Source organism: Fluviicola sp. (genome assembly GCF_029266855.1).
Lineage (GTDB): Bacteria > Bacteroidota > Bacteroidia > Flavobacteriales_D > Crocinitomicaceae > Fluviicola.
The window spans coordinates 528,646-542,269 of record NZ_JAQSWB010000002.1; the positions used below are offsets into that span (position 1 = coordinate 528,646).

10 protein-coding genes are annotated in these 13,624 nt (G+C 42.8%); 4 read left to right on the top strand and 6 right to left on the bottom strand.

Annotated elements, in window-relative coordinates; genetic code table 11:
• Nucleotides 1-37 precede the first annotated feature (37 nt).
• On the top strand, nt 38-1,264 hold the full coding sequence (locus tag K0S23_RS07720) for a DUF763 domain-containing protein (RefSeq protein WP_300355854.1): 1,227 nt from the start codon (nt 38-40) through the stop codon (nt 1,262-1,264).
• A 17-nt stretch (nt 1,265-1,281) separates the two neighbouring features.
• Here K0S23_RS07720 and K0S23_RS07725 read toward each other — a convergent pair whose 3' ends face one another.
• Nucleotides 1,282-1,431, bottom strand: coding sequence for a hypothetical protein (locus K0S23_RS07725; RefSeq protein WP_300355855.1), 150 nt, complete (start codon nt 1,429-1,431; stop codon nt 1,282-1,284).
• A 113-nt stretch (nt 1,432-1,544) separates the two neighbouring features.
• Here K0S23_RS07725 and K0S23_RS07730 point away from each other — a divergent pair, with 113 nt between their 5' ends.
• Nucleotides 1,545-2,276: a DUF72 domain-containing protein gene (locus K0S23_RS07730; protein ID WP_300355856.1), complete on the top strand. Its 732-nt coding sequence runs from the start codon at nt 1,545-1,547 to the stop codon at nt 2,274-2,276.
• A gap of 457 nt (nt 2,277-2,733) precedes the next feature.
• Nucleotides 2,734-3,396, top strand: coding sequence for a DUF6766 family protein (locus tag K0S23_RS07735; protein WP_300355857.1), 663 nt, complete (start codon nt 2,734-2,736; stop codon nt 3,394-3,396).
• Nucleotides 3,397-3,411: 15 nt separating this feature from the next.
• On the opposite strand, the gene K0S23_RS07740 is transcribed toward K0S23_RS07735, so the two are convergent.
• From K0S23_RS07740 to K0S23_RS07750, 3 genes are read right to left on the bottom strand one after another with little or no spacing between them, the layout of a single operon-like run.
• On the bottom strand, nt 3,412-3,900 hold the full coding sequence (locus K0S23_RS07740) for a CinA family protein (RefSeq protein WP_300355858.1): 489 nt from the start codon (nt 3,898-3,900) through the stop codon (nt 3,412-3,414).
• An 18-nt stretch (nt 3,901-3,918) separates the two neighbouring features.
• A complete protein-coding gene (locus K0S23_RS07745; protein ID WP_300355859.1) occupies nt 3,919-6,264 on the bottom strand; it encodes a glycosyltransferase in 2,346 nt (781 codons plus the stop codon).
• The gene (locus K0S23_RS07750; RefSeq protein WP_366944299.1) at nt 6,248-7,414 is read right to left on the bottom strand and encodes a pesticidal protein Cry7Aa; all 1,167 of its coding nucleotides are present in this window, start codon (nt 7,412-7,414) and stop codon (nt 6,248-6,250) included. Before K0S23_RS07750 ends, K0S23_RS07745 begins: the two co-directional genes overlap by 17 nt.
• A gap of 245 nt (nt 7,415-7,659) precedes the next feature.
• Here K0S23_RS07750 and K0S23_RS07755 point away from each other — a divergent pair, with 245 nt between their 5' ends.
• Nucleotides 7,660-9,117, top strand: a complete 1,458-nt coding sequence (locus tag K0S23_RS07755) for a T9SS type A sorting domain-containing protein (protein ID WP_300355860.1) — start codon at nt 7,660-7,662, stop codon at nt 9,115-9,117.
• Between the two features lie 70 nt (nt 9,118-9,187).
• On the opposite strand, the gene K0S23_RS07760 is transcribed toward K0S23_RS07755, so the two are convergent.
• Nucleotides 9,188-12,340, bottom strand: a complete 3,153-nt coding sequence (locus K0S23_RS07760; protein ID WP_300355861.1) for an efflux RND transporter permease subunit — start codon at nt 12,338-12,340, stop codon at nt 9,188-9,190.
• 135 nt (nt 12,341-12,475) lie between these two features.
• Complete coding sequence (locus K0S23_RS07765; RefSeq protein WP_300355862.1) at nt 12,476-13,591, bottom strand: efflux RND transporter periplasmic adaptor subunit; 1,116 nt, start codon at nt 13,589-13,591, stop codon at nt 12,476-12,478.
• Between the last annotated feature and the right edge of the window lie 33 nt (nt 13,592-13,624).

The following is a 13,624-nucleotide window of genomic DNA, read 5'->3' on the forward strand; positions in this document are numbered from 1 at the left end:
TCATCCTCTTTTTGAGCTTCCCTTCTTAACTTTGTGTATGCCAAAGCTTTATTTCGATTCGAGACGGTATGCGGATCTTCCATTACACTATGGAAAGGTCCCGCCATGGCTGGCAGAACGGATGCGTTTGCTTGGCGGAGCCATTGTTGAAGCGATTGTGCTCGAGTATGGAAAATCAGCGGTTTTGAGTCGCTTAAGCGATCCATTCTGGTTCCAGGCATTTGGCTGTGTACTCGGAATGGATTGGCATTCTTCGGGGATTACCACATCTGTTATGGGAGCACTGAAAGGTGCTGTTAATCCGCGTGCTAGTGAACTTGGAATTTATATCGCAGGAGGAAAAGGAAAACACTCACGGGAAACCCCGAATGAATTGCTGCGTTTTTCCGACAAGACAGGACTGGACGGTAAGGCACTTGTGCGTTCCAGCAGGTTAACAGCGAAGGTCGACAATAATACCATCCAGGATGGCTTTCAAATTTACATGCACAGTTTTGTAGTAACCGACCAGGGGGAATGGGCAGTGATCCAGCAGGGAATGGATGACTCTTCCGGTATGGCACGCAGGTATCACTGGCATTCGGAAACTGTCAAATCATTCATCGAAACACCGCATAGTTTTATTTACGGGAAAAACCAGGGGGAGATTCTTAATTTGACGGATACAAAGGCTAGTTCTGCAAAATCAGGGATCCTGGATCTGGTAGCTGAAAAACCTTCACTTATTATTCCCGAAATACAGAAACTGATTCTTCCCGGTCACCATGAGGTGAGAGCCGAAGATGTTAACCTGAAACGGCTGGGAAGTGTTCTGGCACTTGCCCACGACAAAGGTTTGCGCGATTTTGAATCATTGCTTTTGCTGGAAGGTGTAGGGCCCAGAACCGTCCAATCATTGGCTCTTGTTAGTGAGATTATCCATGGTACACCTTCGCGATTCAGTGATCCGGCACGCTTCTCGTTTGCGCATGGCGGCAAAGACGGGCATCCGTTTCCGGTTCCGACAAAAGTGTATGATGATACGATCGAAGTTCTCAGGACAGCCGTAGAGAAATCGAAAATCGGAAATGCCGATAAGACCCAGGCGATTAAAAACCTGCACCTGGTGGCGCAGATTGTTGAGCAACAATTTGTGCCTGACGAAGATCTGTTCGACAAGGCAATAGCAAAGGAACGGGCTGAATCTTATCGATATGGCGGACGGACCATTTACGGAAAAGCCCAGCCTCCGAAAGATGACGGGCAGCTGAGCTTGTTTGAATAACAGTTTGATCTGTTTGTCTAAGACTTGGAGCTTTCACGCCCCGGACTATTAATCGGAAGGCCTTTTTTCGGGTTTCGCCGATCCGTCTTTTTAGCGTTTTCCTTCATTCCTTCCTCATTGTGTAATTTAACCTCTTCGTCTTTGTTTTTTTTCGCTTCTCGTGTCATATTCATCAGTTTAATTAATACTCAATCAACCGGTGTGCTCGCCATGTGTATGAACTAAAGTTAAGCTATCCGGAGGTCGTTCGGAAAATTTTATTGTTGTAAATTGTTAAGTAATGAAAAGAGATCAATACATCGGCTGTTCGGGATATTACTATCCGGCATGGAAGAAAAAATTCTATCCCGAAGGCTTACAGCCAAAAGGCTGGTTGGAGTATTATAGCAGTGTTTTCAACACCGTTGAATTGAACGGAACCTTTTACCGGACTCCAAAACCCGCGGATCTGGAAAAGTATTACGCTGCTACGCCATCTGACTTCAGGTTTTCGGTTAAAATGAGCAAGCAGATCACACACATTCGAAAATTAAAAGAAACCCAGGATTTAATCAGGGAATTCCAGGATCTGATCCTTGCCGGACTAAAGGAAAAATGCATGCATTTCCTTTTCCAGCTTCCGCCGTCTTTTCATTATACCGATGAAAACCTCTCACTGGTACTGGAGGCTATTCCACACTTACCGGAAAATGTAATTGAGTTCAGGCATATTTCGTGGTGGAATGAAGTTGTACTGCAGAAATTATCCGATGCAGGAATTACGTTTTGCAATGTGGATTTCCCGGGAATGGAAACCTTCTTCATGCACAGCACTTCTTCCTTTTATTTGCGTTTGCATGGAAACCCGGTTTTATTTAAATCTGCCTATGAGGTCGAAGAGCTGAATAGATTTTACAACGGTGTTCCGGAGGATAGTTCCAACAGCTGTATTTATTTCAATAATACTTATTACGAAGCGGGTTATACCAATGCGAAACAGCTGCAGGAAATAGCTGCAGGAAAAATGTCTTAAAATTCCCTATTGAACTTCTGGTGCCGGCGAGTTAGAAATAATACACCTGGTTTTCTTAAGCTGAAAAAATTTTACAATTGTGGAAATTATGCAAATAGTTTAGGGAATTTTATAAGCACTTCATCTTGCATCTTCCTAATTTTAAACAGAGTTAGAGTGGTCCATGTGTGGTAGTGTGGGTTAAATGTTAACAGGGGGAGATTGAGGTGAAGGTTAAGCTCCCCCTCTTAACAGTGCTCTAAAAATTACTGGATCAAAACATATTATTTTCTTGTTTAACTTGTTGATTATGAGATTAATAATTAGCTTGATAGTGCTTCTTGTTATTTGGGTTGGACTATTGCTTATGTTTTCAGATAAAGCCGGATAAGATGAGTGAAGAAAATGCAATGAATCGCCGAGCTGTGGAAAATGGACAGTGGTAGGGAAGGAATATAACCCACATATTTTCAATCTTATGAAAAGAGCTAATTTTCTGACCCGCAATGCACTTTCAATCACATTCTTCCTGTTATTGGCCTTTTCCATAATCGGACAGATTTACACCGGTTGGAAGGAGCATAATGATTTTTTAAATTCTTACGATCAACCCGGAACAAGTATGTCTGCCTATCTGACAAGCGGCCACTTTCTTCAGGCAACATTTGAAAATTGGGAAAGTGAGTTTTTCCAAATGGCTTTGTTTGTTATTCTGACTGTTTTTATGAAGCAGGAGGGTTCTTCCGAATCACGTCCGATGGAAGATGGATCGGGAGACAAAGAAGGTGAATGCGAACCACTGAAAAACTCGCCGTGGCCGGTGAAGAAAGGAGGTTTGGCGCTCCGGATTTACAAACATTCCTTATCCATTGTTTTGACGCTGCTCTTCTTTCTTTCCTTTGGTCTGCATTGGTATGGCAGCTTCCTGGATTATAACGAACAACAGGCATTGGAAGGTTTACCGCTGACTACGGGTATTGCTTACCTGGGACATTCCAAATTCTGGTTTGAATCTTTTCAGAACTGGCAGAGTGAGTTTCTCTCTATTTTTGCCATTATTTTCCTTTCGATCTATCTTCGTCAGGCAGGTTCATCGCAATCAAAAAAGGTCAATGCACCGCACTCCGAAACAGGGGAATAGTGTTTGATGACTCGCTTAGCTAAGCTTTTGTTCTTTAAGCAATTTCAAAATAAGCTTATACAACTCTAAAGCCGCTTTTGTTTTAATCTCTAAGGGAGTTCCACGGAATAATTTTTGAAAATCATAGGTCTTCCGCTTATAACGAATCGCATAAAAGACAGTTCCTACTGGTTTTTCTTTCGTTTCACTTCCATCAGATGAAGCAAGACCCGTTATAGCGGCATATACATCAGCTGCAACAAGTTCTGATAGATTTTGAGTCATCTGCCTGGTTACTTCCTGCGATTCGCAAGTGTAACGCTGAATGCTTGTCTTTTTTACATTCAACAACTCCATTTTTGCCTTGGGTGTATAGCACACCAGGGAAGCGATCAATACATCGGAAACACCGATGCAGGAAGAAAGTTTCATTGCGGCAAGACCGCATGTCATGCTTTCGGCCAAAACCAGCGTCAAACCTTCTTCCTGCATGTGTCGGATCAGATCATTTGCCTTATTTCGCATAAATACATTTCTTCCTGATTAATAGTTCTCCTGGGATACCAAATACATTTTCTTTGATCGGGAATTCCGGATCTTTTGCTGTTTTTCGATCGTTATCCGCGCGATTAAATAACTAATAGTTGATTCTGCTCCCTGGTTTAAATTGATGTGTTCCCGTTCCAATCCGTCATAACATCCTCCAGTGCACGGGTTGTAAATGATGCGCGACAAGTGATTGTTTCCCAAAAACCAGCTGAAGGCCAATTGGGATTTTTCAAGATAGCTGGTGATACCGAACACTTCGTAAAAGTGGTCAAGAGCCAGAATTGTGTAAGCAACATCAATTGGCTGTTCCCCGAATTCCTCCGGTTTCTGGCCTTTATGCAACCAGCTTTTGTTGGAAATCAGTTTGATTCCTGTTTTGGTGAATGTAAGAGACAAGAGGAAATCAAAGGATTTCTTTGCAACCATTTTATAGAATTTGTCGCCTGTTTCTTTCCAGGCGCACAATAATGCTTCAGGCAAAATACTATTGGCATAGGTCAGGTAACTTTCAAACCAGGGCCAGTTTTCTTCTGATTCGTGTCGATAGATATCAATAAGGCGATCTGCCAATAATTTAATATAGGAAGTAACTATCGGAGACTGGTCTTTCAGGTTGCTGAAATACAATCCTTTAATAGTAAAAGCTATCGAACGGGGAGAATGCATGTGTTTTACATTTTTCAATGCCTTTTCAAGAATACTTCTTGCACGTAATCCGATTGATTCAGGAAGAATGTGTTCTTTTGAAATGATATAACCCAGGGCCCAAATTGCTCTCCCGTTTGAATCGGAAAGATTTGTTTCATTGTTCTGAGCCGTAAACTGTTCATTACGGTCTACGTAATTCAGGAAATCTCCTCCAGGCTGCTGGCAGAATGCAATGAATTTTAGATAAGTCTGAATAGCCACTAAACTTGCTCCGTCAAGTGTCGCTTCGTAATACATACATCTTGCAATCATTGCCCGCGAATTATCATCCAGTGTATACCCGGAATCCAGGTCGGGCTGATTGATTTTGGAAAATTGGACAATCCCGAAACGGTTAGTCAATTTACTGAAATGCGATAAATTGATATCCGGAAGCGCGTATTGAAGTTCTATTTTGTCGGATGCCAATCGTTGGAAAAGAGTGGCATGAGCAATCGACGAATTTTCCCAAGCTGTCGGAGCAATACGTTCTAAGCCGTTGGTACTGAATTTGGTTCTCAGAACATCATCATCCAATAAACGCTCAACAGCTTTCGCCAGTTGATCCGTGTTTTTGAAATCAACAATGATTCCCGTTTCATCATTCAGGAATTCCTTTGCATGTGGGATAGGAGTAGAGATAATGGGACAACCACAGCTCATGGCATAGGAAAAGGTTCCGCTGACACTTTGGTTCGGATCCTGAGAAGTAAACAGGTAAATATCCGTTAGTTGCAGGTATTCCAGTAAATCCTTCAGCGACAGGTAGCGGTTGACGAAACGAACATGTTCTTCCAGTTTTAACTCATTTACCTTCGACTTTAACATTTCCCGGTAAGCTTCTCCTTCCGAAGCAACTACCGAAGGGTGCGTTTTTCCGAGAATTAAGAAAACTACATCCGGATTGTGAGCAACGATTCGCGGAAGCGCCTCCAGTGTTGTTTCTATTCCTTTACCGGAACTCAATAAACCGAATGTTGAGAGGACTTTTTTACCTTTCAGCTCGTATTTTTCCTTTAACACCTCTTTATCCGGATGGTGTACAAGGTGTGTTCCGTGTGGGATCACCGTTATTTTCTTCGGGGGAATAGCATATTCATTTTTCAAAAGCTCAGCTGCGTGGTTTGTCATTACAATAATTGAATTGGAAGAAAGTCCCACATTTCGAACACGTGCTTTCAACTGTCCGTTTGGATTTGGCAATACCGTATGAAATACGGTTACAACCGGTTTTTCCAGTGTGTGAAGAAATTTCTGCAGGGTGCTTTCATGATCCGAAGGGAAAAGCCCAAATTCATGCTGGATGACTACTACGCTTATGCGCTTGTTGTTATTGATCTTATTTGCCAGTGAGGCATATTCAATAGGTAAATCTGTTTGAAGTGTATAAGTGACTTCCTCCGGATAAGCGTAATCCATCGATCCGCTTTGAAGCGCACATACTTGCAGCTCAAACGAGTTGTCAAATTGCTGCTTCAGTGCGGTAAGTAAGTCCTGGGAATAAGTTGCAATCCCGCATTCCCTCGGAGGATAGGATGAAATCAATAGAACAATCGGTACCTCCAGCTTAGACAGTTGGAAGTTAGCTGTTGGCAGATGGTTTATAAAAACCGGTTGCGTGAATCGATTTTCGCCGTTAATTGGATGCTTCATCTTTAATTGTATTTAGTTTGAGTTCTGAAATGAGTTCTGCAAGACTAACTGATGCATAAGCAATTTGTTCGTCTGCAGCCCCGTAATAAATGTAAAGGATGTCGCCAAAAAGTGCAGTTCCGCAAGGGAAGCATACATTGTTTACTTCTCCTTGTAGTTCCCATTCTTCTTCTGGTTCGAATAAGGGATAAGGTAAACGGGCAATTTCCTTTTTAGGGTCATGGATGTCTAGTAAAGCTGCACAAGCAGCATAAATATTTCCTTCGGGCGTACACTTAACTCCGTGGTAAATCAAAAGCCACCCAAGAGGTGTTTCTATTGGAGGAGCGCCTGCACCGATGTAATTTATTTCATGTTCATATTTAGGGAAGAGGATGGTATTTTCCTCAAGGTTTGAAATGTGTTCTTTCCAGAATGCAGGTGTGAGCTCACTTAGTTCATTGACCGCCACCAGTTGAATATCCGGTTTTATCCGGTGAAGAAAGTGAAGCTTCCCCTGGATTCTCCGCGGAAAGAATAGTACGTCTTTATCCCAAACCAGATTATTGTGGTCAACCTCAATTTCCGGGTTGCACGGACTTGGGTTAAAAAAGTCCCAGTACCGATGGTTCACATACCCGGGATCTCTTACAAGTGTTTCAAATTCGGAATAGGAGAGCTGCGGGACGATAATTCCCTTCTTTTCAAACTGCTTAAGATCCTTTGAAGTTGCCAGGGCTCCCAAGGCATTAATTCCATCGTAAGCAGTGTACGTGAGATAATATGTATCGTCAATCAAGCAAATACGCGGATCTTCTACTCCCTGTACTTCATAAGGAAATTCAGGTGAAATAAGGGCTTCAGTATTCCGGCTCACAATTTCATGCGGACCGTCGAGCCTGCAGTAACCGATAGTAGAATGATTTCCCTTTTTTACAGCTCTGTAAAAGAGATGCACAGTATTTCCCTCGCGTATTACAGCCGGATTGAGCACTCCATGACTTTCAAAGTCAAGAGCTGTCTTTTCTAATAGTATGCCTTCTTTTGTAACCTCGACCATAGCTGTGTTCCCCAAACGTAAGTGGTTCCAGGGGAGTGTAAAGTTCAGTTGCAGAGCCAGCAGAATCGTTACACAATTTTTGGCTGAACTTACATAATCATCACATTTCACAATTTTTGGGAGATTCCAACACGATGGATTTCTCTCTTTTTTAGAGGGAATCCCGCTAAATTAGAAAGTGTCATTCTTTTTAAATCAGGATTTGACACTCATGCCGGCTCCTGTGTTTTTACCTCCCAACTGATCTTCAACTTCTTACGTTACTTATTCAATAAGTAATCGGAATTCCGTATGTTTGGGTAAATCATTCTGCTCACTCATGTGAATCTTTTAATCATTATTCAAAACGAAGAACTATGAAGACATTAGTACTTGGAATCATCGTAATCTGCAGCTTTACCACCAAATCTTCAGCTCAAAGTGCCAACTGGAATGCTCCGGTTACAGTAGCGTTGGGAACTACATATAGCAATATTTATCCCCGGATAGCCTTAACAACAGGAGATAATCCGCAGGTGATATGGGAAAATGGCGGAACTGACAAAATTTATTCTGCTCGCTGGAACGGATCAGGTTTTACCACTCCATTGGCACTTAATCCGGACGGAGTTGTTCCATACATTGCAACATGGACAGGAGCTGAAGTAGCAACATCCGGTGACACTGTTTTTGTGGTTTTCAGTACAGAACCAATCGGTGCAACAGCCCAGGTATATACTATTCGTTCGCTCGACGGAGGTGTGACGTTCGAAGATACAGTTCGCGTTGACCAGATTGGAACAGATATTCCTCGTTTTCCGTCGGTAGCTGTTGGCTTGAATGGCAACCCGGTCGTCAATTTCATGCGTTTTAATTCTTCTTTTGAAGATCCGGAATATTCCGTTTCACGTTCCGCAAATGGAGGGGCATCTTATCTTGCTCCGATAAACCCGACTTCTTCGGTAACAGGCTTTGTTTGCGATTGCTGTCCGGCAACGGTTGTTGCAGAAGGCAATAAACAGGTGCTCTTATTCCGGAATGATGATAATAACATCCGTGAAATGTGGGGCTGCTATTCTATCGATGGAAGTGCAAGTTTTACAGCTGCCGCCGAAATCGATCAAACAAACTGGATGATCTCATCCTGTCCTTCCAGCGGGCCTTCCGGTGTAATTATGGGTGACTCACTGGTTTCAACTTGGATGAGTAATAGTGATGTGTACATCAGTTCAACGAATTTAAATAACCAGCAAATCGGTGTTCACCGAAAACTTTTCCCAATGGGCTTGGGTGTTCAGAATTTCCCGGTAATAGCCGGTAAAGGCGATACGCTTGCCGTTGTCTGGCAAGGTTCCAACGGCGGATCCACTGATGTTTTCTTCACTTATTCAGTTACTGGAACTGCCGGCCTGGGAGTAAATATCGATACATTGACAGCGGGAACAGTAGGTGGTCAATCGCGCCCGGATATCCAGTTTTCAAACGGGAAATTTCATATCGTCTACAGTGATAATGTTGGTACTAATGTCAAGTATTTACAGGGAACAATCGATCCGGCATCACTATCCGTAAACGAATCTGATAAGGCTCCTGAACTGGCAATTTTCACCACACAATCCGAAGGAAAAACAAGCCTTCAGGTAAAATCTGGGTTTGATACGGAAGCCGTGATTCAATTGATCAATACTGCAGGACAGCAGGTATCAACCAGCAGGCAGCAAATCACGAAAGGAGTTTCTACCGTTTCGATCCCGGAAGGAATTCAAAAAGGGATTTATTACGTGGTATTGGAAACAAAAGCGGGGAAGGTTTATAAGCAGAAGGTGGTTTTGTAGAGATATATTTCATTTGACTAAATAAAAAAGGCATCCACAGTTGTGGATGCCTTCTCTTTGGTTATTGGTGTTAATTATGATCGTACCCGTGCCCAAGTGCGACCACATCAACTTCTTTTAATAAGGCTTTTGCCTTTTTGTTTGAAATCTGGCGTTTGAAAATATCGAAGATCAGGTAAACACATGGAACGACGATCAGCGTTAGTAACATCGAACTGGTCAAACCACCGATCAATACCCAGGCTAATCCTGCTTTCCATTCAGCTCCCGCTCCGTGTGCGAATGCAATCGGCATCATACCGAAAACCATTGCAAGTGTTGTCATCAGGATCGGACGTAAACGCGCCTGACCTGCAATGATCAACGCTTCAACCGTATTGTGTCCGTCGGCTTTCTTCTGGTTGGTAAAGTCTACGATCAAAATCGCATTCTTCGCTACGAGTCCGATCAGCATGATCATACCAAGCATCGAGAAGATACTGATTGGTTCCGATGCCAAAGCAAGTGCCAGCAAAGCCCCGATAATTGCCAGTGGAATAGAGAATAAGACCACCAGCGGATAAGCATACGAATCGTACAATGCAACCATGATCAGGTAAACAAAGACGATAGAAGCTAAAATTGCCAGCAAGAGGTTCCCGAATGCTTCTGCCATGTTCTTTGCATCTCCTTCGAAGGTATAAACCGTATTTGCCGGAAGCGGATCTTTTTCTATCCGTTTCGCAAATTCATCTGTTACCTGCTGACTGGAAGTACCCAGAACCTGGGAAGTAATTGTAATGGAAGGGATGCGGTTCTTGCGTTCCAGTTTGGATGGCCCGCTTGCCTTACCGATCGTTGCAAATTGGCTTAATTTAATTTGTTCTCCCCTGTCATTGATGAAATAAACTTCCTTCACATCGGATGTGCTTTTTCTGTCAAAATCATCATAATTCACCAGGATATCATAATCTTTCCCACCTTCTGTGTACTTGGAATTATCGTCTCCGTTGAATGACATTTGCAAGGTCGAACCAACGGTGCTCATATTCAATCCCAATTCAGCCATTTTATCGCGGTCAATGTTTACCGTAATTTCCGGGTTTCCGGATTCAACGGATACTTTTACCTCAGCTGTTCCTTTAATGGATTTTAATGTTTCCAATACTTTGGAAGCAGCCACGTAATTCGAGTCCATGTTGTTTCCTGCTACTGCGATCTGGATTGGTGCATCGTCTGCCCCACCCATTATACCAACGGATGCAGAGTTCACTTTAACATCCGGAAGCATCCGTTCCAGATCTTGTTTCATCAACTGGGCAATAATAGCCGCGGATTTGTCACGTTTTTCTTTTTCAACGATCTTCACCGTCAGCTGGGCTTTGTTATTGGCATTACTCTGAGATCCCATGTTCCCGCTTGCTGTTCCCACACTGGTGAATACATTGATCACTTCCGGCTTATTGAAGAGGTAATCTTCCACACGCTGAACCGTGGCATTCGTTTGCTGAATCGTGGCATCCTGGGGCAATTCCAGCGAGATTACGAATTCCCCGCGGTCTCCTTGGCTCACGAACTCACCACCGATATAAGGTCCGAGCATTACCGGGATGATAATTATCCCAAAGAATGCCGCTAAAGTGATGTACCGTTTTCTACGTAGTGCAACAGTTAACATACGTCCGTAAGAGGTCGTGATGTTTTTCAGGATGCGTTCAAAAGCCATAACGATTCGTCCGCCCAATGTTTTGTTGGTTAAGACAGTTTCTTTCGCAAAACGTGAAGCCAATAATGGAGTCAGCGTAAAGGATACGAACAGGGACATCAGGGTCGAAATAACGATTACCAATGAGAATTGGGAAAGCAGGTTCGAAATCAAACCACCAACCATTGTCAGCGGAAGGAATACCACGACGTCTACGAGGGTAATCCCCATTGCCGTAAATCCAATTTCGTTTCGACCTTCCAGTGCTGCTTTTTTGCGATCTTTCCCCATTTCAAGGTGGCGATAGATGTTTTCGAGTACTACGATCGAGTCATCGACAAGAATCCCGACTACCAATGAAATTGCGAGCATTGTCATGAGGTTCATTGTGAATCCAAGCAGGTACATGGCAATGAAAACAGAGATCAGTGATGCCGGAATGGAAATCATAATGATAAATGCATTTCGCACACTGTGAAGGAATAAGAGCATCACCAATGCTACAATGAAAATTGCCAGACCAAGGTCAGTTACAACTGCATCTGCTGCTGCAATGGTAAAGTCGGATGAATCTGAAGCGACCTCGAATTTTAATCCCTGTTTAGCATATTGCTTCTCCAGTTTTTTGAATTCTTCTTTCACCATTTTACTGATCTCAACTCCATTGGCATCAGTTTGTTTCATGATTAGAAGCCCAAGCGAGTTTGTTCCGTTGATCCGGTTATACGTTTTAATCTCTTTGGAAGCATCTGTAACACTTGCTACTTCGTTCAGTCTTACCGGAGAGCCTGTTTTCGGATCGTTTAAGATCACCAGGTTGTTCAACTCATTTAGGTCCTTGTATTTTCCGCGTAAACGAACAAGTGCCTGGCTATCATCACTTTTAACTTTACCTGTAGGTAATTCCAGGTTTGCACTGCGGATGGCATTGGTGATCTGAAGGATCGAAATACCATAGTTTGAAGCCGCTTCCCGGTCTACCTGGACTTTAATCTCGCGTTCTTCACCTCCAACCATGGTTATCTGTGCCATACCTTCCATTTTTGCAAGGGAAGGGGAGATGTCGTCTTTCACCAGTGAGTAAAGCTCTGTTGGAGGCATTTTTGCCGTTACACCGATGTTCATGATCGGAGCTTCATCAAAAGAGAATTTACCAAGCGACGGAGAAAGGACCTCTTCCGGTAAAGTGGAAAGTATTGCATTGATCTTTCGCTGAGCTTCCTGTAATGCTTTATCAGGATCCGAATCATTTTTCAGCAGCAAAACAACGGAAGAAATACCTTCCATGGATGTTGACTGAATATCGTCCAGGTTTTCTACACCCGAAAGTGCGTCTTCTATTTTTTTGGTAACCGAGTTCTCTACTTCAGAAGGAGAAGCTCCCGGATAAACTGTTGTAATAGTTACAACCGGAATGGAGAATTTCGGCATCAGCTCGTAATTCAGTTTGGAATAGCTGAGAATTCCGAGGAAACCCAGGACTGCGAAGATCACAACGATCAACGAGGGTCTCTTTATGGCTAATTCTGTAATAGACATATTTCTAATTTTTTAGTTTTTTTGAAGACAAGGAGTTTGTTGTAATTATCAATCATGGATGTTGGGAATTATAAAGACAGAACTTCCGGCTTGATAAATAATAATTCCTTCATTGATAATTAGACTCTGTCTAATTTACTTGATGATCTTAACTTTTGATCCGTTATCGATATTCAACTGACCTGTTTTTACCACCTTCATTCCCTGAGTTAAACCGGATACGACCTCGATCTTGTCATCGTCCACTGCACCGATCTCAATTTTTGTCAATTTTGCCTTGCCATCCTGGATCACAAATACTTTCGGATCCTTGATACTTCCTGCCAGACATTTCAAAGGAATTGTCAATGCTTCTTTTGTTCCGCCGAATGTGAACTTCACTTTCCCCGTCATCCCGGATTTAAGAGGGGTTTTTGACGGGTTTGTGAATCGGATTTCCGTGTTGAATTTCTTAGATCCGTCTGCTTGCGGTGAAACAGAAACCACTTTTCCCGGGATTGTAGAATTGGCGTAGAGATCAGGAGCGATATTAACCGTTTGTCCAGCTTTCACCCGAACAACCTGATTATCCAACAGCTTCACGCTCATTTTCAGGGATTTGATATCAACGATATCTGCAATGGCGGTTCCGGGAGCCAGGTAACTTCCTTTTTCAATGGCCACGTTTGAAACAACACCGGAAATAGGAGAAACAATGGTTGTTAATTTCAGACTGTGCTGCAGTGTTTTTACTCTTGCATCGGCCGTGTTCATGTTCATGCGCATTTCCTCTACCTGTTGTTTGTTCACAGCACCGCTTGCAACCATGCGTTCGTATTTTTCCAGATCCGATTTAGCTTTCTCCAAAGTTGTTTTGGCCAAAGCAAGATCGATGCGGATTTGCTCGTTATCCAATGTTGCGATCACTTTACCTGCATTTACGTAATCCCCGTTTTCGACATTCAACGTTCTTACGCGACCTGAAACTTCCGAAACAAAACTCAACTGGTGATCAGGAACAAAATTCCCGTTCAGTTCGAAGTCCTGGGTAACGGTTTCCATCTTCGGTTCGGCAACTGTTACCGGGAAAACGGTCATTTTTTTGTCCGTAATAGATGCATTTGCATCCATTTTTGCTTTGTTACTTCCCAGTTTCATAATGATTACAAGGAGGATTACGATTCCGATCAGAATTGGTAAAATGATTCGTCTGAATACGCTTTTCTTTTTTGGCTGCTGGCCAGATTTGTTATGTAGTTCTTGATTTTCCATGTTAGTTTTTTTTATCCTGATGTTTCGTCAGGG